The organism is Nocardiopsis sp. CNS-639 (assembly GCF_000381685.1).
GTDB classification, from domain to species: domain Bacteria; phylum Actinomycetota; class Actinomycetes; order Streptosporangiales; family Streptosporangiaceae; genus Nocardiopsis; species Nocardiopsis dassonvillei.
On record NZ_KB906862.1, the window covers coordinates 13,269 to 37,856 of the forward strand.

Here is a 24,588-nt window from a genome sequence, read left to right on the forward strand (position 1 = left end):
GAAGGCCGGTGTCGCGCGGGGCCTTCAGCGGGGGAAGGCCGCCATCGCGTGGAGCCGGACACCGTCCGAAGGCCCGTGCTCGTACCGGGTGGAACCCGCACCGTCCGAAGGCCCGCACCGCGCGCCGTCGCGCGGCGCGGACCTCCCCTCACGCGGGCGGTTCGCTCCATCCCACCTGGACCAGGTCCGGGCGCTGGCCGCGGCGGGCCAGCTGGGCGCGGCCGACCGGCAGCTGCTTGGACGCCGTGCCGTTGGCCAGGCGCCCCTCCATCCGGTCTCCGGAGAAGAGCACGCCCGGCGTGGCCATGTCGCTGAGCGCCTGGAGCACCGGCTCGAACATCGCCCGCGCCGAACCGCCCGTGCGGCGGGCCGCGATGATGTGCAACCCCAGGTCGGAGCCCTGCGCGATGAAGGGCACCAGCGGCGCGAGCGGGTTCGCCCTCGCCCCCAGCATGTCCATGTCGTCCACGACGATGAACAGGTCCAGGCCCTTCCACCAGCTGCGCTCACGCAGCTGCTTGGGGGTCACGTCCGGTCCCGGCAGGCGCTGCTTCAGCGAACCCGCGAGGTTCGCGGCGACCGCCTGGGTCTGCTCCGCGCTCGTGCAGTAGGCCAGCAGGTGGTCCTCCGGGACCAGTTCCAGGTGGCTGCGGCGGAAGTCCACCATGACCACGCCGATCTCCGTGGGCGGGCGCTGCACGATCTGCTTGACCAGCCCGCGCAGGAGGGTGGTCTTGCCGGTCTGCGGGTCGCCGTACACCACCAGGTGCGGGTCCCGGGACAGGTTCGTGGTGACCGGTGCCAGCGTGCTCTCGGCCAGGCCCACCACCAGTTCGGCGGCACGTCCCTTGGGCGCCCGGCGGCCCTTGAGCAGGTCGGACAGCTCCACCTTGGAGGGCAGCGTCTTGACGCCCTGGACGGCCTTCTGCGGCCAGCGCTCCCCGATCCGCTTGACCAGGTCCCGGATCCCGTCGGTGACGTCCTCGTCGCTGGCCACCGCGTCCACCCGCGGCAGGGCCACGTGCGTGTGGTGCTCCTCCGCGGTCAGGCCGCGCCCCGGGGTGTCCTTGGGCAGCGCCTCGGCGACCTTGCGCCCGATCCCCGAGTCCATCGGGTCGCTCAGCCGCAGCTCGAACCGGCCGCCGAACAGCGCCTGCAACCGGGACCGGATCTGCGAGGAGGCGGCGCCGGTCAGGATCGTGTGCACGCCCAGGGACGGGCCCCGGGTCGCGATGTCCATCAGGACCTCGTCGGCCTCGTCGAAGGTGTCGCGCACCGAGGACCAGCCGTCGACCAGCAGGAACAGGTCGCCCACCACGTTCGCGGGCACGGTCCCGTCCGCGCGCGCCTGGCGCAGCGCGGCGGGGGAGTCGAGCCGGTACTTGCGGAACACGCGCTGGCGCCGGTCCAGCTGGGCGCGCACGTCCACCAGCACCCGCTGCACCTTCTCCGGGTCGGCCCGTCCGGCCACGCCCGCCACGTGCGGCAGATCCTCCATCGCCTGGAGCGCGCCGCCGCCGAAGTCGATCGCGTACACGCCCACGCGGCCCGGCGGGTACCGCCACGCCAGGCTCGCGACCACCGTGCGCAGCAGCGTCGACTTGCCGGACTGGGGCCCGCCCAGCACGATGACGTTGCCCTCGGCGCCGGTGAAGTCCATCTCGGCCGGAACGACGCGCTGCTCGCGGGGGATGTCGGTCAGGCCGATGACGGCCCGCATGTCCGACGGGCGCGGCTCGGTTCCGGGGCCCTCCAGGTCCTCGCCCTCGCCCAGGTCCTCCAGGACCCTGTCGAGGGTGAGCAGCCGCGGCAGCGGCTCCAGCCAGATCGGCCGGACCTTCTCCGCGCCCGAGGCCACCAGCCGGTCCACCGTGACCTGGAGCGTGGTGCGCTTGTCCTCCCCGCGCCCGGACCCCTCGCCCCTGCCGCGGACCGACTCCACGAGCGACTCCACCAGCGAGCCCGCCCCGGTCACCTTGTTCAGCCCGTTGAAGGAGAGCAGGGGCAGCACCGGTTCGTGCTCCTCCTTCTCCTCCTGGACCGGCGGCTCGTAGGGCTGCGACACCATCGCCGCCTTGAACCGCTCGAAGACCGACGTGTCCACCTTCAGGTAGCCCGAGCCCGGCTCGGGCGGCAGGTGGTAGGCGTCGCCCACGCCGATGGCCTCGCGGCTCTCCGCCTCGGAGAACGTGCGCAGGCCCACCCGGTAGGACAGGTGCGACTCCAGGCCCTTGAGCTTGCCCGACTCCAGGCGCTGGGTGGCCAGCAGCAGGTGCACGCCGATCGACCGGCCGATGCGCCCGATGGCCACGAACAGCTCGGCGAAGTCGGGGTGCGCCGTGAGCAGCTCGGAGAACTCGTCGATGATGATCAGCAGGTGCGGCAGCGGTTCCAGGCCGGGGTCGTTCTCCCGGGCCGCCTCGTAGGCGTGCAGGTTGGGCAGGTTGCCCGCGTCCTTGAGGATCTGCTGGCGGCGCACCAGCTCGCCGTAGGTGGCCTCGCGGAACCGCAGGACCAGCGAGTCGTCGTCGGCCAGGTTGGTGATCAGGCCGGTGCTGTGCGGCAGGCGGTCGGTGTCGGCGAAGGTCGCGCCGCCCTTGAAGTCCACCAGCAGCAGCGCGAGCGACTCCGGCGAGTGGTTGATGACCAGCGAGGCCACCATGGTCCGCAGCATCTCCGACTTGCCCGAACCGGTCGCGCCGACCACCAGGCCGTGCGGGCCCATGCCGCCGAAGGCCGACTCCTTCAGGTCCAGCAGCACCGTGTTGCCGCTCGGCCCGACGCCGATCGGCACCCGCAGGTAGTCGCCGGTGCTGCGCCTGCGCCAGGTCCGCCGGGTGTCCAGCTGGGCGACGTCGGCCACGCCCAGGATCTCCGGGAGCCCCACGGTGGCGTGCATGGCGTCGTCGCCGTCGGTGACGGCGATGCCGTACGGGGCCAGGATGCGGGCCAGGGAGGTCAGGTGCGCGACGTCGGACCGGTCCGCGCGGCCCTCCAGCGGGACGCGCGGGGCGTCCTCGGAGGTGTCGGCGTGCTCGGTGACCTCGGTCAGCGTGCCGTCGGCGTCGATGCGCAGCCGCAGGTCCACGCCCTCCGGCTCCTCACGCCGGTCCGCCACCAGGGCGATCACGTGGATGCCCAGGTCGGCCAGGGAGGTCACCGGCGGTTCGGCGTGGAGTCCGGACAGGGTCGACTGGTACTCGCCGTCCAGGACCACGACCAGGCGCTGGGTGCCCGGGCCGGGCGGGGCGCCGCGGCGCCGCTGGAGGTCGACGGTGCGCCGTTCGATCTCGTCGGAGAGCAGTTCGGCGATCTGCACGGTGTTGACCGCGACGAAACGGGCGGGCATCGGCCCGTCCTTGGCGTCGTCGAAGGTGTTGTGCGGCAGCCACTTCAGCCACTCCCAGTGGGACCGCAGCTTGTTGTCGCGCACCACGCCGATGCGCAGGTCGTGCGGGGAGTGGAAGGTGGCCATCTGCGCGACGAGCGAGCGGGCCAGGCCCCGCGCCGCCTCGCGGTCGCCCACGACCGACACCACGCCGTGCTCGCGCAGCGGCAGGACCAGCGGCATCTCGGGGACGTTCGCGTACAGCTCGATGAGCTGGTCGGCCGCCCCCTGGCACACGGGGTCGTAGACGATCAGCGGCGAGGAGGTGTCGACCTTGAGCCTGAGCCGACGCGCCAGCGGGCGCGTCCCGGTGCCCGCCCGCAGGTCCAGGAAGTCCGGGTCGGCGGCCCGCCGCTCCCACCGGCGCGTCCGCGACCGCGCCGGATCGACGAGCAGCTGCGGGTCGGGGTGGCGGAACGCGTTGTCGGCGCGCTGGACGGAGGCCACGTCCCGGACGATCTCGCGGAGCTGGTCGAGGTAGTCGACGTAGCGTTCGCGCTGCTCGCGGATGCGCTTGCGCGGGCCGTTGTGCTGGGCCACGAACATGATGATGCCGACGACCACGCTGGCGATCATGATCATCACACCGGCGACGGCCATCAGGGGGCGGTGGCCCATGGTGATGGACATCAGCAAGGAACCCGAACCCGTGATGATCGGCATGATGATCATGGCGCCGGAACTCGACGAGGGCGGGTTCTCCGGCATCTGCGGAGGGGTCGCGATGACGAGCGGAGTGTTCCCGGGGGCGGTCGGGACGCTGCGAGCTGGGCGGGGTACGGGTCTCGTCGCCACGGGGATCTCTTTCGGTCCGCCTACGGGGGCTGGTGTCTGGGTGGCTACGCTAGGAATGATCTCGCGATCCCCGCGAATCGCCTAATTCACGTCCGTCTCCCCCCGAGGGTGACAACCGCCCACGACGAACGACAAAGGAATTCTTGGTGTGAGTGGATACTGCCGGGTCACGGTGACCGGACCGGAACGCTGGGCCGATCTGGCACTCCCCGGAACGGTTCCCGTGGCCACACTGATGCCCCGCATCCTGGAGGTCTGCGCACCCGAGGAGGAGGGCACCGAACCCGCCGCGTGGACGCTCACCACCGTGGAGGGCGACCCCGTCCACCCCGACCAGCCGCTGGAGGACGCGGGCGTCTACGACGGCGACGTGCTGGTGCTGGACCGCCGCACCGCGCCGGGCAGGCCCGCGCACGTGGACGACGTCCGCGGAGCGGTCGAGGACCGCGTCGACGCCACCGCGCACATCTGGAACCCCACGACCACGCTGTCCTTCGGCCTCCTCGTCGCGGCCATCGGCCCCCTGCTGCTGTTGGGTCTGATGATGCGGCTGAGCCCGTCCGCCTGGCACCTGGGGATCGCCTCGGCGGGAACCCTGTTCACGGTCGCGGTGATGCTCCTCGCCGCGCGCAGGCCGCTTCCCGCCGTCGCGCACGTGCTGTTCACGACGGCCTGCGCGTGGGGCGCGGTCACCGCCGTGCTCGCCGCGAACCTGCTGACCGACGCGAACTTCCTGGTACAGGCGGCCTTCGCGCTGTCCGGCGCCCTGCTGGTGGCGGTGATCGGCTGGACGATGCACGAGACGGGGCTGGCCTACATCTGCGCGCTCGGCGTGCTCGCGGTGACGGCCGGAGTGCTCGTGGTGGTGGGCGTCTTCGTGGAGCCGGTGCAGGGGGCGCGGTCCATGGGGCTGGTCCTGGCGCTGTGCGTGGGCGCGCTGCCGCGCGTGGCGATGGTGATGGGCGGGCTGTCCGGGCTCGACTACGAGGTGGGGCGCTCGGGGCAGGTCACCACGGACCGGTTCGAGGACACCTTCGGCAACACCGACCGCATCCTGCTGGGCATCGTGCTGGGCGCGGCGGTGAGCGGCGGCGCGACGACCGTGCTGCTGGCCTACCTGGCCACGGGCCTGCCCGACCTGCTGCTGTGCGCGCTGCTCTCGCTGCTGCTGGTGCTGCGCTCGCGGCTGTTCGACCGGATCCGGCACGTGCTGCCGCTGCGCCTGGCGGGGGTGCTGGGCCTGGGCGCGGCGGGCGTCGCGACGGTCGGCGAGTACGCGTTCCTGGCGCCGTGGCTGCCGCTGGTCGCGCTCGTGGCGGGGATCGCGCTGGGCGTGCTGAGCTGGGTGCGGCTGACCGACGTGCCGCGGGCCTCGCTGCGCCGCCTCCTCAACTGGACGGAGATCCTGGTGATCATCGCGATGTGCGCGGTGTTCGCCTGGGGGATGGGCCTGTTCGCGTTCGTGGAGCGGATGACCTCGTAGCCCGCTGACGGCGAGTCCCCCGGGAACGGGCGGGGCGTACGGAGGGTCCGCGTCCGGCGCGCCGCCCCGGTGGGGAACCCGTCGGCACTCGGATCTGCGCTTCTCGACGGTCTGTCGGGCGGGCTGGACGGATTGCCGCCGGTACGCCCCCTCGGGGCGCTCATCCGCCCCCGGCTCGCGGGTGCTCCCCAGCGGGTGTCCTCCCGGTGGACCGCCGACAACCGTGTCCGGCCGGGTTCTGCGCCTGACGCGCTCCGCGAGGTCTCGGCGGAGCCGCCGCTACGGGCGTGGGCCGCCCGACACACCCGCCGTCGGACGACCCGCACCGCCGGGCCCGGGGCCCGCGCCTCAGGTGACGAACAGGGTGAGCAGCAGCGCCACGGTGAGACCTGTCAGCCCGACCAGGGTCTTCATGACGGTCCACGACCTGAGCGTGTCCCCGACCGACATTCCGAGATAGCGGTTGGCCATCCAGAAGCCCGAGTCGTTCACGTGGGAGAACGCTGTTCCGCCGCACGCGATGGCGACACAGGTCAGCGCCGCGAGTGAAGGGCTCGCCCCGACCGTCTCCAGCAGGGGCGCCGTCAGCGTCGCGCCGGTGATCATGGCGACGGTCCCGGATCCCTGGGAGACGCGGATGACCGCGGCGGCGAGGAAGCCGAAGAGCACGATCGGCATGTTGATCCGCTGCATCCCCGAGGCCAGCACCTCGCCGAGGCCGGAGTCGACCAGCAGACCGCCGAACACGCCGCCGGCACCGGTGATCAGGATGATCACGCCCGCGGGGGCCAGGGCCCTGGTCGCCATCTCCTGGAGTTCCTTGCCCGAGCGCCCCTTGCGCACACCGAAGAACCAGAGGGTGTAGAGGCAGGTGAGCAGGAGGGCGATCACCGGGTGGCCGACGAATCCGAGAACGGCGGCGGCCGGAGCGCCCTCGGGCAGCAGCAGGCTACTGGTGGTTCCGCCCAGGATCAGGGCCAGGGGAAGCAGGAGGGCGCCGAGGACGGAACCGAAGCTCGGCAGCGGATCGGCGGAGCCGTCACCCGTGGCGCTGGAATCGGGGGATCCCGCTCCCGGACCGCCGGCCTTCGGTGTTTCCCCCGCCGTCGCTGCTGCCTCGGTGACGCTCACGGCCTCGGCTGGGACGGGCACGAAGATCCGCTTGGAGACGAACCGGCCGAAGAGCGGGCCCGCCACCGCCATCGCGGGCAGGCCGCAGACGACGCCGTAGACGATGACGAGGCCGAGGTCGGCGCCCAGGACGCCCGCCGTGGCGATCGGCCCGGGGGTGGGCGGGATGAAGGTGTGGGTGACGCTCAGCCCGGCGCACAGGGGGATGCCGTAGTACAGCAGGGACCGGCCGGTACGCCGGGCGACCGCGTAGAGCAGGGGGACGAGGATGACGATCGCGACGTCGATGAAGACGGCGATCGAGACGAGGAAACCGGCCAGCCCCAGGGCCCAGGCGAGGTAGCGCTCGGGGACCCTCTCCACCAGGGTCATGGCGAGGCGTTCGGCGGCTCCCGCCCGTTGCAGCACCTCGCCGAAGATGGCGCCGAGCCCGATGATCAGGGCCACCTGGCCCAGGGCGCCGCCCATGCGCTCGACGATCTGCTCGGTGAGGTCGAGCGGAGCGGTACCGGTCGCCAGACCGAAGGCGATCGCGGCGACCAGCAGGGCCACGAAGGGCTGGAACCTGAACCTGATGATGAGCAGGAGCAGGAGCACTACGGCCAGGATCGAGGCCGTCAGGATCCAGGCGGTCTCAGACATGCGTTCCTCCGCCGTCGGCACCGGGGGCGTCGGGGGAGCCGGGGACGGTGCCCCGGTCGGTCTCCGACCTCAGGAAGTCGAAGTCGCACCCGTGCTCGGCCTGGTTGACGTGGTCGAAGTAGAGCTTCCGGTACCCGCGCCCCGGCCGGGGCGCGGCCGCGGCGGCCGGAGCCTCCTGGGCGCGTGCGGCGAGTTCGTCCTCGGGGACGTCGAGGTGGATGAGGCGCTCCCCGACGCTCAGCCGGATCGTGTCGCCGTCCCGGACGAGGGAGAGCGGCCCGCCGACGGCGGACTCAGGGGAGACGTGGAGGACGATCGTGCCCGCAGCGGTTCCGGACATGCGGCCGTCGGAGACGCGGACCATGTCCTTCACCCCCTGCCGGGCCAGCTTGCGGGGGATGGGGATGTATCCGGCCTCCGGCATGCCGGGCGCTCCCAGCGGGCCGATGTTGCGCAGGACCAGTACGTCCTCGGGGGTCACGTCCAGGTCCTCGTCGTCGATGCGGCGCGCGAGGTCCTCGGAGTTCTCGAAGACCACGGCGCGCCCGCTGTGCTCCATGAGCCCGGGGTCGGCGGCGGCCTGTTTGATGATCGCGCCGTTGGGGGCGAGGTTGCCGCGCAGCACCGCGATGCCCCCCGCGGGGTAGACCGGAGCGGAGCGGGCGCGGATCACCTCCTGCGGGAAGGGCGCGGCGGCCCGGTCGAGCTCCTCGCCGAGGGTGCGGCCGGTGACCGTGAGCTCGTCGGTGTTGAGCAGGTCGCGCAGTTCCAGGAGGAGCCTGGGTACGCCGCCCGCGCGGTGGAGGTCCTCCATGTAGTGGTCACCGGCCGGTTTGAGGTCGACCAGGACCGGTGTCTCCCTGCTCATCTCGTCGAAGCGGTCCAGGTCCAGGGAGTAGCCGAGCCGACCCGCCACGGCGGCCAGGTGCACCAGTCCGTTGGTGGAGCCGCCCAGGGCGAGGAGCACCCGTAGGGCGTTCTCGAACGCGCCCCGCGTGAGGATCCTGTCCATGCTCAGGCCCTCGTTGGCCATCTCCACCGCGCGTGTGCCGGTCATCTCGGCGTAGCGCGTGCGGTCGGCGGTGACGGCGGGAGGGGTGGCGCTGCCCGGCAGGGAGACGCCGAGCGCCTCCGCCACGCACGCCATCGTGCTGGCGGTGCCCGCGACCGAGCACGTGCCCACACTGCCGACCAGCTTCCCGTTGACCTCGCTGATCTCCTCGTCGCCGATCTCCTCGGCCCGGTACCGGCCCCAGAAGGCGCGGCAGTCGGTGCACGCGCCTACCCGGACGCCGCGGTGCGAGCCGGTCAGCATCGACCCGGTGACGAGCTGGATGGCGGGTTTCCCGGCCGAGGCCGCACCCATGAGTTGGGCCGGAACGGTCTTGTCGCAGCCCCCGATGAGGACGACCGCGTCGACCGGCAGGGCGCGGATCATCTCCTCGGTGTCCATCGACATCAGGTTGCGCAGGAACATGCTCGTGGGCTGGGAGAACGCCTCGTGCACGGAGATGGTGGGGAACTCCACGGGCAGGCCGCCCGCGAGCATGACGCCGCGCTTCACGGCCTCGATGAGCTGGGGCATGTTGCCGTGGCAGGGATTGAACCCGCTGCCCGTGTCCACGATGCCCACGACGGTGCGGTCCAGGGCGTCGTCGGTGTAGCCGCTGCCCTTGATGAACGCCTTCCTCAGGAAGAGCGCGAACCCGCTGTCTCCGTAGTTGGTGAGGTTTCCCCGTAGCCCGGGAGGCATGTCCTGCATTATCGCCCTCATTATCGATAATATGTGTGATGAACACCGCAGAGCGAACCACAGGAGGTGTGTCCGGCGCAAGTACCTTTGGACGGGGGACCAGCGAAAAGGCCCACGCGGCCGGGAATGGAGCACACGGATGCCCGAGACGGCCGAGGCCGCGACCGGTCCCCGGATGACCGGGGCGAGGATGGCGGACCTCCTCGAGGAGGAGATCGTCATCGGGGTCCGCTTCCCCCGCGAACGCCTCGTCGAGGACGAGTTGATGGTGCGCTTCGACGGCAAGAGGCACGCTGTGCGGCAGGCGCTCCAGATCCTGGAGTCGCGGGGGGTGGTCGAGCGCAGGCCCAACGCGGGGGCCTTCGTCCGGTCGTTCACCGCGAAGGAGGTCAGGGACCTCTACGCCCTGCGCGACCTGCTGGAGGTGCGGGCCGCGGAACTCATCGAGTTCCCGGTCGACCCCGAGCGCCTGGCGGACCTGGAGGAGGCCCAGCGGTGCCACGATGCCGCGGTTGAGGCCAACAACCCGCGTGCGGTGGTGACCGCGAACATGCGGTTCCACCGGAAACTGTTCGCGCTGTCGGGCAACGAGGCCCTGACGGAAGCGATCAACCGGTACGCCAGGGTCGCGCACGCCATCCGGTCCGTCACCGTGACCTCGGTGGAGTCACTGCACCTCAGCCGACAGGAGCACAGGCGCATGCTGGACGCACTGCGCGAGGGAGACCGCGACCTCCTGGCGGCCACGTGCCGGGCGCACCTGATCCCCTCACGCGACGCCTACCTCAAGCGGGTGGTCCCCGCCGAGTCCTGAGCGGCCGACGCGCGTCGGCGCGTCCGTGCGGGCCACGGGCCCGGCGGAGCCGACGGGGACGGCCCGCCTCGACTGAACGCCGCTCCGGTGCGGCGGGTCAGTCGGTGCGCCCGGTCCCGCAGGGGGTCCGCGCGGCCTCGGCGGACTCCCGCATCGCGGTCAGGGCGCGGCGGCGGCGCGCCTCGCGCAGCGACACGCCCACGATGCGGGTGGCCGCGGCGGCCGTCACCACGGCCAGCGGGATGACGAGCAGTGAGGCGGGCTGCCGGATGGGGCGGTACCGCGCCCCCTCCCGGTCGATCAGCAGGAAGCCCGCGGGCCGCACCCGGACGAAGCCGCTGCCCCCGGCGCCGTCCCCTCCCGCGGCGAACAGGCGGCTGGAACCACCGCCCATGATGGTCAGCGCGGTCACCCGGGCCACCGGGACGACCGTGGACCCCTCCGCGACCACGGCCGCGCCGAACGCCGACGAGGACCGCGCCGAGGCGCCGGTGTTCTCGATCAGCCTGGCCAGCGCGGACAGGGCGGGACTGGTGCGGCGGGCGCGGCGGCCCAGGGCGGTGTCCGGCATGGCGGCGGGTCCCTTCGTGGCGGTTGCGTACCCGCCCCATTGTGTAACGCGGCCGAGGTGCCCGGAACGTTCCTGGCCTGTTCCGGACACCGGGTCGCGGCCTGTGGAAGGTGACGCTGCCCGGGACGCTGTGTGACGGAACGTGAGGGGAGGGCGATATGGTGTCCGCCGTCCGCGTTCCCCAGGAAGGAAACCCCCGGTGTCCCCTGCGCCCCACACGACGAAGACCGCGACCGCACTGGTCATGGCCCTCCTGCTGACCGCCTGCGGCGGCGCGGAGCCGGAGCAGGCCGCGGACGCCCCCGACGCCGCCGCGGCCGACGCCCAGGCCTCCCCGCCCGAGGGGACCCCCGAGGAGGCCGTCGAGCTGGTCGACCCGATGGAGCTCGCCCCCGACGACCTGTGCGCCGTCCCCTCGGACGAGACGCTGGACGAACTCCTCGGCGGCGAGGACATGCGCAGCGACGCCCAGCGGACCACGGGCCGTCCCGACCCCGCCGACCTGGAGGACCTCGACCGGCTGCGCATGTCCTGCCTGCTCGTCACGGCGGGCGGGTTCACGCTCCAGTACGACATGGAGGTCCACGAGGGCCCCTACGTCGACAGCACCCTCGCCGGCGTCACCGAGGAGGAGGCCGACCCCGAGGTCGATCTCGGCGACTTCGCGGTCACCGGTTCCGACGACGACGGGGCGGACGTCACCGTGGTCGAGGGCCAGGTCATGGTGCACGTCGGCTACAAGCAGGTGGGGGGCGGTGCGCGGGAGGAACTGCTCGACGGCGCCCTGACGGTGGCCGAGGAACTGCTCGCCTCGGTCGGGTAGCGGCTCCCGAACGGGAGCCGGGCCCGGGCCCCGGTTCGGGAACGGCGGCCGGACACGTGCCGGTAGGGGACGGAGTCCGGGTCTCCCGCGGCGGGGGCCCCGCCGGTCCGGACGTCCTCCACGTCCCCGGAGCGGTGACTCCCCCCGCCCACTTCTTCCCCGGGGACCTCGGAGAGCGGGTCCGCCGCACGCCCGCGGCCCGGCTCAGGGCGTGAGCACGTTGAGCAGGCTCAGTTCGGTGTCGTAGACGGCGACGTCGCCGGTCCCCGTGCGCAGGCCCGCCACCCGGGACCCGTCCTGGGACAGTGCCATGGGGAACACCCGGGGCAGGTCCGGGCCCAGCGCGACCTCGGTCGCCGAGGCGTACCGCCACGCGACCATGTCGCCGCGGCCGGTGGAGGGGTCCAGGCGGGCGGCGAACACGCGGCCGCTCGCGGCGCTGTACGCGACGTCCACCAGGATGCCCTCGTCCGAGCCGGGAACGAACTCGCGGACGATCGCTCCGGTACCGGGCACGACGAGGAACACGGAGCCGGAGCGGATGAGCAGCACGGCCGAGCCGTCCGGGACGAGGTCGAACGAGGCCGCGCCGACACCGGCGCGCTCACGGATCAGGCCCCGCAGCGAGAGGCTCCCGGTGTCCCACACGGCGATCCCGCCGCCCTCCTCGCCGCCCGCCACCACGCTGCCGTCGAGCGAGTACCTGATCGAGCCCAGTACGCCCGAGCCGGACAGCCGCGCCTCCAGCTCCCAGGTGCGGGTGTCGTGCAGGTGCAGGTGCCGTCCGTCGGGGTCGCTGCGCACGCCCAGCGCGAGTGAGGAGCCGTCGGGGCTGAAGGCGATCGACCGCACGGCCCTCTCCTCACCGACGTCCCGCCTCCTGCCGGTCTCCAGATCGACGACGGTGGCGCCGTCGAGGGTTCCGTAGGCGAGCAGGCACCCGTCGGGGCTGAACGCCGCCGGGGTCGGCGGCACGGCGGAGGAGTCGTGGTCGATGCGGGCGATGGGGCGCGACTCCCGCCAGTTCCACAGGGTCACCGTGTCGATCTGGGAGACGGCCAGGACGGAGCCGTCGGGCGAGAAGGACAGCGCGAGCGGCACGTCCTCGGGGAAGGAGGTCATCGGGGTCCCGGTCGGCGCGAGGCTGCCGGAGACGGCCGATCCGGTCGCGGAGCAGTCGGCGGCGCCCTCGGCCGCCTCGGGGTCCCAGGAGGGGGCGGTGAAGGAGTACAGCCCCACGCTCACCAGGAGCACCACCACACCGGCCAGCGCCGCCGCGCGCAGCAGGGAGCGGCGGCGGCGTTCCCCGAGCCGTGAGGGTTCTTCGGGGTGGAGGGGGCGCATGGGTCCTCTGGGGGGTGTTACGGGGGTGAGCGAGGACGGCCCGTCGGTTCCGGGCCGGTGCGTGTGTGGTTGTCAGCAGCCACCGTAACCCCAGAAGACCGCTGGTGGGGAATGGTTCTGGAGGGTTCGGACAGGTTATGTGCCTGTCTGTCAGTTTTTGGTGCCTTAGGTCCGAAGATCTCTCGGCCGGAGGAAGGCCGCAGGGACGCGCGGCGGGCGAGAGGTCCGCCGGGGCCCGTGGAAACGGGACGCGGGAACGCCCGTGTGCCAGGGGATTTCGGCTTTACGCCGAACCGGGGCGTGTCGAACCCTCCTGCGCGGGTAGGCGAAGGGGCAAGAGATCGTCCGCACGCGCGCCGGACAGGTGGCCGAGGGGCGTGTGCGGGAAGAGGGTCGTCTCCATGGGAGAACGGCGCCGCGCGAGGCGACGGGGCCCAGGGACGCCGACAGGCGTGCCGGGCGCGTTCGGCGCCCGTACGAGGCCGTGCACCGCCAGGGGAGTGCACGGGCGGCAGCCGGGGCCTCAGCGGGGCTGCGCTGGCCGGGAGGTCTCAGATCCGGCCGTGCGGCCTCAGGCCGCGACCGTGTGGTTGATGACGCTGCCGTGGCCGTAGACCGGCTCGGGCCCCTGCGCGAAGGGGTTGAGGAGCTCGGCGGCGCCGACGGGGTCGCTCGCGGGGTGCGAGACCGGGCCGCCGTGGAACAGGTCGTTCCAGAAGAAGCGGCCGTCGCGACACCAGACGTTGACGTCCCGCTGGACCGAGACGACGGCCAGCTCGGAGCTGCCCGACCAGTAGAACTGGCGGGGGGTCACGGAGGCGAGCTCGCCCAGGAGTGCCGTGATCGCGCGCTGGGCGCAGAAGGCGTGGCGGGGCTTGTGCTTGATTCGCCTGGCGAGGGCCGATTTCGCCCGGGAGGCCCGGGGGTTGTTCAGGCGCCAGTGACTCAAGGTCGTCTCCAGTGGTCTAGGTTGCCGCGGTGCCGTGTTCGCTTGTGCGGCCACGTCGCCGCGGATCGAGGTGCTCCGCCTCAGGTGGCCTTGGCGGGTTCCCTCCACAAAGTTGGTGAGGCGTGAACGATGTCGTTACCTCGTAGTTATTCTTTGCGCTCCGGATGCTAGCAGCAACTGACCCCTTGTAGTCGAGGCTTCTACAAGTGACCAATATCACATTTAACGAATGTGTCTCGACTTCACCAAATCAAGAACCACCAGCTCAGAGCATGTATTCCGAACACCAGACCGTTTTTTGAGCGTCGCGAAAAGCCTGTCCGTTTGTGTGGGGGATGTCGTCAGTGTCACTCGTTGCGGCGACTCTTGGCGTGTTTGTCGTGACTCTCCGCGACTTAGTGCAGGTTACGGGCCCTTGACCCGGTCAAACCCCGGCTTTGCCGTCCACGCCTCCTCCCGACATGCCGGTGTTCCCGTCGGTTTTGCCCACGCTTTCACCCCGGTGTAAGGGCTGGTCCCGTATGTGGAGGACACTGGAACGGTCGTACGAAACGGAGAGAAGTCGCCCAGTGACACAGACCGAGACATCCGGTGACCGGACTACTGCACGGGAGGGCGTCGTGGCCTCCGAACCCGCTGGCGGCGCCAGGGCCTGGCTCGTGTGGGGCGTCGCCGTGGGCGGGTACTTCCTGGCGATGCTGCACCGCAACGGTCTCGGTGTGGCCGCCCTGGAGGCCCAGGCCCGCTTCGACGTCGGACCGGCTCTGCTGTCCCTCCTGCCGATGCTGCAACTCCTGGTGTACGTGGTCCTCCAGGTGCCCACCGGGCTGCTGGCCGACCGGCTCGGGCCCCGCTACACGCTCGTCATGGGCATGGCGGCGATGACGGTCGGCGCGTGCCTGTTCGCGCTCGCCCCCGGCATCGAGGTGGCGGTGGCCGGGCGGTTCCTCATCGGCCTCGGCGACGCCCTGGTCTTCCTCAACGTCATCCGCCTGGCGGCCCTGTGGTTCCCGCGTTCGCGCTACGCCCTCGTCAGCGGGCTCACCGGCGTGGTCGGCGGAACGGGGCAGGTGGCCAGCGCCGCGCCGATGGCCTGGGCCCTGGAGGGCTTCGGCTGGGTGGCAGCTTTCCTGGCCACCACGGTCCTGACCGCGCTGATGGCCCTGCTGATGCTGGTGGTCGTGCGCGACCGCCCGGCCGGTGCGGCGGGCCGTTCCACGGTCGCCGACCCGATCTCGGTGTGGGCCGCGCTCAAGGAGGCGCTGCGCTCGCGAGGCCCGCAGATCGGCATGGCCCACCACGCGGCCGTCATGGCCCCGTTCACGATGATGATGGTGTTGTGGGGTTACCCGTTCCTCGTGGGCGGCCTGGGGCTGTCCGAGGACACCGCCGCCCTCACCCTCACCGCCCTGGCCGCGGGCGGGCTGTGGATGGCTCCGCTCGCGGGCGTCGTGATCGGGCGCAGCCCCGGCGTGCGCCGGTGGCTGGGACTCATCCTGAGCACGACGCTGAGCCTGGGCTGGCTGCTGATGGTGGCGTGGCCCGGGGGAGTCCCGGTGGCCCTGGGGCTGACGGTGCTCGCGGCGAGCGCGATCGGGCAGACCCTGGCGCCGACGGTCTCCTTCGACTTCGCGCGCGACGGGATCCCCGCGAGCCGGACCGGCGTCGCCTCCGGCCTGGTGAACATGAGCGGGTTCACGACCGCCGTGGTGTGCACGGTGGCGGCGGGCGCGCTGCTCCAGACGCTGCCGGAGGGCCCCGAGGCCTACCAGCTGGCGTTCGTGCCGATGGCCGTCGCCACGGTGTGCGCGACCGCGGCGCTGTACTACTTCGTCCTCCGCCGCCCCCGGTCCTGACCTCTCTGGTCGGTACACCCGGGACCCCGTCTCGCGCGTGCGTGCGCGCGGGAGAGTCAGGAGAAGAGGACAGCGCCTCCCGCCTGCACCGGAACCGCTCCCGCGCGTGCGTGCGCGCGCGTGGAGGAGAGGCGCGTCCGCGGTTCGCGGAGCCGAGGACTCTCGGGGGACGGGGGCGTTCGTACGCGTGGAGGCCGGTCCGACGACCGGCCTCCGCCGTGTGTGCGGCCCCGTACGTGCGCGGGGACGAGGACGGACCGCCTTCCCGGCGGGCGGGCGGGGACGAGAAGCGTCGCCCGAGACCGCAGGGCCCGCTCGGGACCTCGCGCGCGTGCGCGGGAGCAAGCATGTCCTACCCCCTGCGGAAGAGCTGTCCGACGCCTCGCGCGTGCGCGCGGGGACAAGGGGAGAAAAAGGGGCGTGCGCGCCCCTTGTGCCGTCCCGGGTCGCGTGGGATTTTCTCTGTCATGAGGTGGAGTCCCGAACGGTCCAGGGAGATGTTCGCGCGGAGCCGCGTCGCCAGGCTGGCCACGGTGGGCGAGCACGGGCAGCCCCATCTGGTGCCCGTGGTGTTCGCGGCCTACGGCGACACGATCGCGATCCCCATTGACCACAAGCCCAAGACCACGTACCGGCTCAGGCGGATGCGCGACATCGAGGGCAACCCCCGGGTGTCGCTGCTCGCGGACGAGTACTCCGACGACTGGGACCGGCTGTGGTGGGTCCGCGCGGACGGTGAGGCGCTGGTTCTACACGACGGTCCTGCCTGGACCGAGGCCCGTGACCGGCTGGTGGAGCGCTATCCCCAGTACCGGGACACGCCGCCCGAGGAGGCGATCATCCTGGTGGAGGTCCGCCACTGGTCCGGGTGGTCGGTCGCGGAGGAGCCTGACGCGGAGTCCGGCACGTCGGAACTCTGAGGACGCGCCGGAACACTGACGGCGCGGGGCGCGTGCGTTCGACGGTGGTCCCTCTCCCGGCGTCACCGTCGGCGGCCGACGGTGACGCCGGGAGAAAGACCGCCCCCTGAGCGGGGGAACCGCCGCGCACGGTCCTCTGGGTGGCGCCGGGGCGGGCCGGAGCCACCCAGAGGACCGCGGCGGCGGATCCCGGGTGCGGGCGGGGTCAGCCCGCGCGCCAGGTGGCGTCCTGGAGCGCGCCACCGGCCTGCGGGCCCATCAGGGAGAGTCCGCCGTCCACGAACAGCGAGGCGCCGGTGACGTAGGACGCCTCCGGCTTGGCGAGGAAGGCCACGGCCTCCGCCACCTCGTAGGCGTGGCCCGGCCGGGGCAGCGGGTACCCGGCGCGCGAGTCCAGCGCGGGCTCCTCCTCGTGCTGCCCGGTCATGGGCGTGGCGATCTCGCCCGGCGCCACCGCGTTCACGGTGATGCCGTACAGGCCCAGTTCCAGGGCCAGGACGCGGGTGAGCAGCTTCAGGCCGCCCTTGGCGGTGCAGTAGGCGCCCGCGGTCACCCGCGGGAACTCCTCGTGCACGCTGGTGATGTTGACGATGCGGCCGCCGCGACCGGCGTCGCGCATGTGCGTGGCCGCGATCTTCGAGCACAGGAAGGGCGCGTCCAGGTCCACGGACAGGACCTCGCGCCAGCGCTCGTAGCTGGTCTCCAGCAGGTGCTCCCCGGAGCCGGTGCCCGCGTTGTTGACCAGGACGCCGATGCCGCCGAGGTCCTCGATCAGCTCGGCGACGGCCTCCGAGCCCCGCACGGGGTCGGAGAGGTCGTGCTGGCGGACGGACACCCGGCGTCCGGTCTCGCGGATCTCGGCCTCCGTGCGGTGCACGCCCTCCGCGTCGCTGTGGAAGGTGACGCCGACGTCGAAGCCCTGCTGCGCGAGGCGGATCGCCGTCGCCCGGCCGATTCCGCTGTCCGCGCCCGTCACCACCGCCACGCGGTCGTAGTCGTCGAACTCCCCTGCTCCCTCGACGCGGTCGTCGCGTGCCATGCTCTGCCCCCTTCCGTGCGCCTCCCGGCGGCGCACGCGCTCGGGTGAGCGGCTACCCAGCGCCACCCCCCGTACACGTGGGACGGGTGGCGCGGACGTGCGGCGGAGCTGCCCGAACGGGCGCGTTCTGGGCGTGTGGGACCGGAGCCCCGGCGCCGAAGCGGGCTTGTTCCGTGCGCACGGGGCCGTGGCGCGGGGCGTCCCGCTTGTCCACCGTCACGCTCCTTCGGCGACGGAACTTCGGGATGATCCTCGGATACCGCTTGGAGGTGGTCCCATGGCCGACGTGCTGATCCGGAACGTGCCGGAAGGCGTCCTGGAAGTCATCGACGCGGACGCCAGGAGACAGGGACTGTCGCGTGGCGAGTACCTGAGACGCCTGCTGGAGCGGACAGCGCACCCCTCCGGCGGTGCGGTGACCGTGGACGGTCTGGCGCGCTTCTCCGAAGCCTTCTCCGACCTCGCCGATCCGGCGGTCATGAAACGGGCGTGGGAATGAGTCGCGGAGATCACAGGGCAACCGGTGGAGCGGCTGAGAACGGTCTGACCTAGGCAACCGTCGGAGGGCGGGGCGGCCCGGTGGCCGCCCCGCCCTCCCGCTGGGTCCGACGTGGTTAGAAGGCGGACTCGGGGACGTCCATCAGGTCCACCGTCACGCCCTCGGCGATGCGGCGCTCGGCGGCGATGCGCGGCAGGAACTGCTCGGCGAAGAAGCGCGCGGCGGCGATCTTGCCGGTGTAGAAGTCCTTGTCCTCGTCGCTGGCGCCGTCGATGCTGTTGAGGGCCACCTCGGCCTGGCGCAGCAGCAGCCAGGACAGGACGACGTCACCGAAGGCCATGAGCAGGCGGGTGGAGTTCAGGCCCACCTTGTACAGCTCGCGCGCGTCCTCGGCGGAGCCCATCGCGTGGCCGACCATGAGCTCGACGATCTTCTCGACGTTCTCGGCCGCCTCCAGGAGCAGCGCGCGCTCCTGCTTGAGCTGGCCGTTGCCCGCGTCGCTCTGCGCGAAGGCCTTGATCTCCCCGGCCAGCTTGCCCAGGGCCTGGCCGCCGTTCTTCACGATCTTGCGGAAGAAGAAGTCCTGGGCCTGGATCGCGGTGGTGCCCTCGTAGAGGGTGTCGATCTTGGCGTCCCGGATGTACTGCTCGATCGGGTACTCCTGGAGGAACCCGGAGCCGCCCAGGGTCTGGAGGGACTCGGCGAGCAGCGCGTAGGAGCGCTCGGAGCCCACGCCCTTGACGATCGGCAGCAGGAGGTCGTTCATGGCCTCCAGCTCCGCGGCGTCCTGGCCCGTGCGGTGCGCGATCTGGATCGCGTCCTGCTGGGTGGCGGTGTAGAGCACCAGGGCGCGCATGGCCTCCACGTAGGACTTCTGCGTCATGAGGCTGCGGCGCACGTCCGGGTGGTGGGTGATGGTCACCTTGGGGGAGTCCTTGCCCGCGGCCAGGTCGTTGCCCTGCACGCGCTCCTTGGCGTACTCCAGGGCGTTGAGGTAGCCGGTGGACAGGGTGGCGATCGCCTTCGTGCCGACCATCATGCGCGCGTACTCGATGACGAGGAACATCTGGCGGATGCCGTCGTGCTTGTCGCCCACGAGGTAGCCGATGGCGGGGTGCTTGTCGCCGAAGGTCAGCTCACAGGTGGTGGAGGCCTTGAGCCCCATCTTGTGCTCGACGTTGGTGACGTAGGCGCCGTTGCGCTCGCCGGGCGAGCCGTCCTCGTTGATGAGGTACTTGGGGACCAGGAAGAGCGAGAGGCCCTTGGTGCCGGGGCCGGCGCCCTCGGGACGCGCGAGCACCAGGTGGAAGATGTTCTCGGTCATGTCCTGCTCGGCCGAGGTGATGAAGCGCTTCACGCCCTCGATGTGCCAGGTGCCGTCGCCCTGGTCCACGGCCTTGGTGCGGCCCGCGCCGACGTCCGAACCGGCGTCCGGCTCGGTGAGGACCATGGTGGCGCCCCAGCCGCGCTCGATGGCCAGCTCGGCGAACCGCTTCTGCTCCTCGTTGCCCTCGGAGTGGAGGATGCTCGCGAAGCCGGGACCGGCCGAGTACATGTGCACGGCGGGGTTGGAGCCGAGGATCAGTTCGGCGGCGGACCAGACCAGGGAGCGGGGGGCGCCCAGGCCGCCCAGCTCCTGGGGGAGGTCGAGGTTGTACCAGCCGGCGTCCATGTAGGCCTTGTAGGACTTCTTCAGGCTCTCGGGGAGCGCGACGGTGTTCGTCTTCGGGTCGAAGACCGGGGGGTTGCGGTCCGCGTCCTCGAAGGACTCCGCGATGACGCCCGTGGCGAGGCGGTTGACCTCGTCCAGGATCGTGCGGGCGGTCTCCTCGTCCAGCTCCTCGAAGGGGGCCTGCCCCAGGACGTCCTGGCGCTTGAAGACCTCGAAGAGGTTGAACTCGATGTCGCGCAGGTTGCTCTTGTAATGCGTCATGGACAGCTCCGCTGTGTCCCTGGCCGCGGTGTCTGTACACGCGGATCTACCGACTAGTAACAAGTCAATGTTACTACCGAGTAGCGACCTGCGCCAGTGGGAGGGAGGGAGTTGTGTCCCAGGGGATACCAAAAGGAGGGGCGGGTTTTCGTGAGGCGCGCTGAACGGGCTGTTCGGGGGCCCGCGCGGGGCGGGGAGGCGCTGGCCGGGGCCTCCCCGCCCGTTCGGAATCCGGCCTCAGTCGATGAGGACGTAGGGGCGCGTGGCGGGCGGAGCGCCGCCCGGGGGGACGGCGAACGTGGCCCACACGTGGGTGCCCAGGTCGGCCCAGGGGGTGAGGCGGAAGTGTCCCCAGGCTGTGGACAGGTTCTGCACGAGCAGCAGCCCGCGCTGGCCCTCGGCCCAGCTCCACTCGTCCTCCGTCCGCTCCTGCGGGACGGCAGGGATTCCGCCGCCTCCGCCGCAGTCGCTCACCGAGAAGCGGAGCGTTCGCGCGTTGGGCATCGACAGCGCGCGGACGACCTCGCCGTCCCTCTTGCCTGAGTCCGTGTACTTGACGGAGTTCGCGAACAGCTCGCTGGCGCACAGCCGCACGGTCTCGACGAGGTCACCGTCGAAACCGGCCAGGTCGGCCGCGAGGTCGGCGCGGACCCGCGCGAGCTGGTCCAGCGCTCCCGGGTAGACGCGGTGCTCCCAGCGGACGAGGGGACGCGGAACCTTGGGCGTGGTCAGGAAGATCATGCCGGGACCGCCTGTCGGTGGTGCTCCGCGCGGGGCCGCTGTGCCTGCTGTGTTCGCTGGGTCCGCTCGGCTCGTTGCTGCTGCTGGTCGAGCCAGACGCGGGCGAGCCGGGTGAACGCGCGCCAGTCCTCGGGGTCCTCGCGCGCGGGGGACGGAGGGCGGGGGGGCGGGTGCTGGGGCGGGACCGGGCCCGGAGGCGGGGGCCTGTGCCGGGATCGGGGCGGGAACCCGGACCGGGGCCGGGGTCGGGACCGGGCCAGAGTCGGTCGCCAGGAGGTCGCCGGAGAACGGGGTGTTCGTGCCGGGCCGCTGGTCGAGGCGGATGGTGATCTCGCGCCGGACCCGCGCGGCTCCGGGCTCGCGGGTTCCCGCGCGAGCCTCTGCGCGGGCCTGTTCTCGGGCCGCGTAGTAGGGGCGGACCAGGGCGATGTCCTCGGCGGGGAAGCGTGTGCTCGGCGGGGCCAGACGGGGCGCGGGAGCGGGGCCGGGAGCGGCGGGGCGCTTGGGGTGCTTGGGTCGCTCGGGGCGTTCGGGAGCCCGGTCGGTTCGTGCGGGAGGTGCGGTGGCCTCGACCGGAGCGCGGACCTGGGCGGGAACCGGGACGTAGCGACGGACCCGGGTGGAGCGGCGGCGTCGGCCGCCGGTGGCGGAGTGGCGTCCGCAGGGAGGCGCGAAGAGGGCCTTGACCGTGCCGAAGGCGCGGATCAGGGCCGCAGCGCTAAACTGGCGCATGCTGGCAATCCTTGCTCTAAAAGGTTCGAAGTTGCTGGCCACGGCCCCGGACGGTGAGTAACCGTCGCGGGGTCATTGCGTGGATGGAGTTGTGTGTCCGGTGCCAGATTAAGGCCAGGGGCGGAGTGGAAGCGAACTTTTCTGCGAACTACTCCAGGGTAATTTCGGGTTGACGACATCGCCGCAGCTCAGTGGGTGTGAGCAATGCTTTCCTGGCTGTCCCGGAGTTCTGTGCAGATGGCCCTGAATGTCGTTATTGGTGACATTTGTTGAGAATGACTTCCACTGCATGGGCGCGCGGGAAAGGCGTCGCCTCGTGGGATGCCGTTTCCCGGTCGTCGCGGCTTGACGCCCGACCCGGTCGGCCTTTCGGCCGCCGCATTAGCCTGACCCGTATGGGGCTCAGGGGCTGTGGTCACACGGACGTGCGGTTGCCTTCACCGTTGGAGGAGGTCAACGACGAGTTCCTGCGCGAGCACGGGGTCCGCCTGCTGCTCAAACGCGATGACCTCATCAGCGCGGAGGTGCCGGGAAACAAGTGGCGCAAGCTCCACCTCAACCTCCAGACGGCGCACGAACAGGGCCGTTCCACGCTGCTGACCTTCGGCGGCGCCTACTCCAACCACATCCGCGCGGTGGCCGCGGCCGGAAGGGCGTGCGGGTTCTCGACCATCGGCGTCATCCGGGGAGAGGAGCACCTGCCGCTCAACTGGTCGCTCGCCTATGCCGCGGGACAGGGAATGCGACTGGAGTACCTGGACCGGACCACCTATCGGGCCAAGCACATGTCGGAGGTCATCGACGGGTTGCGCGAGCGGTTCGGTGACTTCTACCTGCTGCCCGAGGGTGGAAGCAATGCCCTGGCCGTGCGCGGCTGCGCCACGATCGCTGACGAGATCGACGCGGACTTCGACGCCCTCTGCTGTGCGTGCGGTACGGGCGGAACCCTCGCTGGCCTGGCGGCGAGGTTGTCCGCCGGACGGGAGGCCATCGGTTTCTCGGTGCTGAAGGGCGGTGGCTTCCTCAAAGAGGAGGTGCGCCGGTTCCAGGAGGACGCGGGTGCGGTGACCGGCAACTGGTCGATCGAGACCGGCTATCACTTCGGGGGGTTCGCCAAGTACCCGCCCGAGTTGGCCGCCTTCATCCAGGAGTTCCACACACGCCACGGGGTGCTGCTGGAACGGATCTACGTGGCCAAGTTGCTCGCCGGGGTCTACGACCTGGCGGCGCGAGGAAGGTTCCGCCGGGGAGGCACGGTGGTCGCGCTCATCACCGGCCCGCCCGAGGGCGCGGATGACCAGAACGGGGGAGGTCGGGCGGCGACCTGAAAAGGGCGGCACTACGTGAGGAGTGCCGCCCTGTGGCCTCTGGTGGCTAGCCGAGGCTCTTGAGCGAGTCCACGAGCGCGGTCCACTCGGTGGCCGCGAACGACAGGTGCCCCAGTTCGCGGTTCTGCGTGTCTCGCAACGCCGTGGTGACGCCCTCGGCGACCTCGACACAGTTGGTGTCGGCGATGCTGTAGCTGCTCTTGTGCCATGAGGGTGCGGTCGGACAGAACTTCGCCTGATCCACGTCGCCAGTGGTGTACGTGGGTTCGTGCCGTGTTCCTTCAGGGGTCACTCGATTTCTCCTAGCACTTTCTTGATCAACGACCGTGTCTGATTGGGAGGCAGAGCCAGTCCCCGCAGGTCACTCATCAGAGAGATGTACTCATCGACCATTCTGGTATCAGATATCACTCCTCCGATGGGTCCTGTCTCCAGGTAGAGGAGCGTTCCGGAATTCGGAACTTTCAGCAATATTACCCCGTTGTCCAAACCCGGGTGGTCCCAGGTGTCTGCGGGGATGACCAGAATTTCCATGCGGCTCTGGGCCGAGGCCTCCAGCAGGTATTCGAGCTGACCTCGCATCGTGTCAGGGCTTCCAATGCGTCGATGCAGCACGGTTTCATCCAAGACGACCGAGTAGAAGGGTGGGTTTTCGCGCTTCAGGAAATTTTGGCGCTCGCTCCTTTCTTCAACCTTCGCGTCTATGGCTTCTTGCTGTGCTGTCTTCTTGGGGGCCCTGATCGTGGCTCGCATGTAATCACGGGTTTGAAGAAGACCTGGGACGAGCAACGGGTGGTACTGCTGGATCTGCGTGGCCCGCTGCTCCACGAGTGGCAGCTCCTTGTACCAGTCCGGAGGCTTGTACCCCTCGTACTGGTCCTCCCACACGGAGACTAGCCGTTCCTCGCTGTTGAGCGCCTGACCGATTCGTTGTGCCGTGACCTTTTTGGTGGGCGTCTTGCCCAGTTCGATATCACTGACCGTCGCCTGGGATGCCGGGATCAGGCTTGCCAGTCTGGTCTGTGAAAACCCTGCCTGCTCGCGGATCCGACGTACCTCGGCACCGAACCTCTGAGCCTTCGGATCGACCTCGTTCGCCATGTATTGCTTTCTATCAGCCTGCTATCAGCCGCCAACGAGATTCACCGAGAAATTTCGGATATCCCAGAGGTTGGTAGCTGAAGAGGCCTTCTGGTGAGACTGTGACGACGGCCGAAGAAAAGTCCCGGCGGCTGTACTGACAACCCCGGGACCTGGTCCGGAACCCGTGCTTCTCACGACAACAGGTACGAACATGAACCAGGCTATCCCTCGTCAGTCCACCCCGGAAGGCGTTACCGGCCGCCGAACGCCGACGCTCCAACCGCCCTGGCGGATGCGGTTCGAGGACTCCGACCGCTGCGGCATCGTCCTGGGCAGCGATCCCCGCCACGTCGGGATCGCCCGGGACTGGGCCTACCGCAACGCCCGCTCCCCGCGCCGTGCGGCCTTTCCGCTGGTGCTGGCCGTGAGCCTGCTGGTCACCAACGCGCAGCAGCACAGCCGGTCCGGCGACCCCGGCGGCACCGTCCGGGTCACGCTGCACCGCAAGCCCCACACCTACACCCTGACGGTCACCGACGACGGACCCCGGTCGAACCAGCCCATCCGCTTTCCGCGTCCGCGAAAGCCCACGGAACCGCTGGAGGCCACCGGCAACGGGCTGCTGATGCTGGACGAGCTGTCGGTGTCCTGGGACTGGACCGGAAACGCGGGCGAATCCCTGACGGTGCGCGCCCTCATCGACCGCTCTGGGGAGCAGTGGGCCGGGGCTCCCAGCACCAAGGTCTGAGGAACGGCACCGCCTC

Annotated in this window: 19 protein-coding genes; 8 read left to right on the top strand and 11 right to left on the bottom strand. The window is 71.0% G+C overall.

Going from position 1 to position 24,588, the window contains the following annotated elements; genetic code table 11:
• Positions 1-148: 148 nt before the first annotated feature.
• Complete coding sequence (eccCa, locus tag G011_RS0115145; protein WP_369757368.1) at positions 149-4,114, bottom strand: type VII secretion protein EccCa; 3,966 nt, start codon at positions 4,112-4,114, stop codon at positions 149-151.
• Positions 4,115-4,331: 217 nt separating this feature from the next.
• Between eccCa and eccD the strand changes: the two genes are divergently transcribed.
• Positions 4,332-5,666, top strand: coding sequence for a type VII secretion integral membrane protein EccD (gene eccD, locus G011_RS0115155; protein WP_026338325.1), 1,335 nt, complete (start codon positions 4,332-4,334; stop codon positions 5,664-5,666).
• A gap of 348 nt (positions 5,667-6,014) precedes the next feature.
• Here the strand turns inward: eccD and G011_RS0115160 are convergent, their stop codons facing one another.
• Positions 6,015-7,439 carry a GntP family permease gene (locus G011_RS0115160; protein WP_019609218.1) on the bottom strand — a complete coding sequence of 475 codons (1,425 nt, stop codon included), beginning with the start codon at positions 7,437-7,439 and terminating at the stop codon, positions 6,015-6,017.
• Positions 7,432-9,192, bottom strand: coding sequence for an IlvD/Edd family dehydratase (locus G011_RS0115165; RefSeq protein ID WP_231391490.1), 1,761 nt, complete (start codon positions 9,190-9,192; stop codon positions 7,432-7,434). The genes G011_RS0115160 and G011_RS0115165 overlap by 8 nt, the downstream gene beginning before the upstream one ends.
• A gap of 139 nt (positions 9,193-9,331) precedes the next feature.
• Here G011_RS0115165 and G011_RS0115170 point away from each other — a divergent pair, with 139 nt between their 5' ends.
• Positions 9,332-10,006, top strand: a complete 675-nt coding sequence (locus G011_RS0115170; RefSeq protein ID WP_019609220.1) for a GntR family transcriptional regulator — start codon at positions 9,332-9,334, stop codon at positions 10,004-10,006.
• A 97-nt stretch (positions 10,007-10,103) separates the two neighbouring features.
• On the opposite strand, the gene G011_RS0115175 is transcribed toward G011_RS0115170, so the two are convergent.
• The gene (locus G011_RS0115175) at positions 10,104-10,577 is read right to left on the bottom strand and encodes a GerW family sporulation protein (RefSeq protein ID WP_019609221.1); all 474 of its coding nucleotides are present in this window, start codon (positions 10,575-10,577) and stop codon (positions 10,104-10,106) included.
• 199 nt (positions 10,578-10,776) lie between these two features.
• Between G011_RS0115175 and G011_RS0115180 the strand changes: the two genes are divergently transcribed.
• Positions 10,777-11,400 (top strand): hypothetical protein, encoded by a 624-nt coding sequence (locus tag G011_RS0115180; RefSeq protein WP_019609222.1) that lies wholly within the window; start codon positions 10,777-10,779, stop codon positions 11,398-11,400.
• 204 nt (positions 11,401-11,604) lie between these two features.
• Here G011_RS0115180 and G011_RS0115185 read toward each other — a convergent pair whose 3' ends face one another.
• Positions 11,605-12,744, bottom strand: coding sequence for a WD40 repeat domain-containing protein (locus G011_RS0115185; protein ID WP_019609223.1), 1,140 nt, complete (start codon positions 12,742-12,744; stop codon positions 11,605-11,607).
• A gap of 571 nt (positions 12,745-13,315) precedes the next feature.
• On the bottom strand, positions 13,316-13,693 hold the full coding sequence (locus G011_RS0115190; RefSeq protein ID WP_019609224.1) for a hypothetical protein: 378 nt from the start codon (positions 13,691-13,693) through the stop codon (positions 13,316-13,318).
• Between the two features lie 569 nt (positions 13,694-14,262).
• On the opposite strand from G011_RS0115190, the gene G011_RS0115195 reads away from it, so the two are divergent.
• Together G011_RS0115195 and G011_RS0115200 are read left to right on the top strand one after the other, a co-directional pair.
• Positions 14,263-15,549, top strand: coding sequence for an MFS transporter (locus G011_RS0115195; protein ID WP_036552745.1), 1,287 nt, complete (start codon positions 14,263-14,265; stop codon positions 15,547-15,549).
• 467 nt (positions 15,550-16,016) lie between these two features.
• Entirely contained in the window at positions 16,017-16,469 is a 453-nt protein-coding gene (locus G011_RS0115200) for a TIGR03668 family PPOX class F420-dependent oxidoreductase (protein WP_026338326.1), read from the top strand.
• Positions 16,470-16,674: 205 nt separating this feature from the next.
• Here G011_RS0115200 and G011_RS29895 read toward each other — a convergent pair whose 3' ends face one another.
• Complete coding sequence (locus tag G011_RS29895; RefSeq protein WP_019609227.1) at positions 16,675-17,508, bottom strand: SDR family oxidoreductase; 834 nt, start codon at positions 17,506-17,508, stop codon at positions 16,675-16,677.
• Positions 17,509-17,785: 277 nt separating this feature from the next.
• Between G011_RS29895 and G011_RS0115210 the strand changes: the two genes are divergently transcribed.
• Positions 17,786-18,007, top strand: a complete 222-nt coding sequence (locus G011_RS0115210) for a FitA-like ribbon-helix-helix domain-containing protein (protein WP_013156426.1) — start codon at positions 17,786-17,788, stop codon at positions 18,005-18,007.
• A gap of 115 nt (positions 18,008-18,122) precedes the next feature.
• Here the strand turns inward: G011_RS0115210 and G011_RS0115215 are convergent, their stop codons facing one another.
• Complete coding sequence (locus G011_RS0115215) at positions 18,123-19,940, bottom strand: acyl-CoA dehydrogenase (protein WP_019609228.1); 1,818 nt, start codon at positions 19,938-19,940, stop codon at positions 18,123-18,125.
• 237 nt (positions 19,941-20,177) lie between these two features.
• Positions 20,178-20,681: an ATP-binding protein gene (locus G011_RS0115220; RefSeq protein WP_019609229.1), complete on the bottom strand. Its 504-nt coding sequence runs from the start codon at positions 20,679-20,681 to the stop codon at positions 20,178-20,180.
• A gap of 1,157 nt (positions 20,682-21,838) precedes the next feature.
• Between G011_RS0115220 and G011_RS0115225 the strand changes: the two genes are divergently transcribed.
• Complete coding sequence (locus G011_RS0115225) at positions 21,839-22,741, top strand: 1-aminocyclopropane-1-carboxylate deaminase/D-cysteine desulfhydrase (RefSeq protein WP_231391492.1); 903 nt, start codon at positions 21,839-21,841, stop codon at positions 22,739-22,741.
• A gap of 46 nt (positions 22,742-22,787) precedes the next feature.
• Here the strand turns inward: G011_RS0115225 and G011_RS0115230 are convergent, their stop codons facing one another.
• Both G011_RS0115230 and G011_RS0115235 read right to left on the bottom strand, forming a co-directional pair.
• Positions 22,788-22,985 (bottom strand): DUF397 domain-containing protein, encoded by a 198-nt coding sequence (locus G011_RS0115230; RefSeq protein ID WP_019609231.1) that lies wholly within the window; start codon positions 22,983-22,985, stop codon positions 22,788-22,790.
• A 44-nt stretch (positions 22,986-23,029) separates the two neighbouring features.
• A complete protein-coding gene (locus tag G011_RS0115235; protein WP_013156432.1) occupies positions 23,030-23,842 on the bottom strand; it encodes a helix-turn-helix transcriptional regulator in 813 nt (270 codons plus the stop codon).
• A 193-nt stretch (positions 23,843-24,035) separates the two neighbouring features.
• On the opposite strand from G011_RS0115235, the gene G011_RS0115240 reads away from it, so the two are divergent.
• Positions 24,036-24,572, top strand: a complete 537-nt coding sequence (locus G011_RS0115240) for an ATP-binding protein (RefSeq protein WP_026338328.1) — start codon at positions 24,036-24,038, stop codon at positions 24,570-24,572.
• Positions 24,573-24,588: the final 16 nt, after the last annotated feature.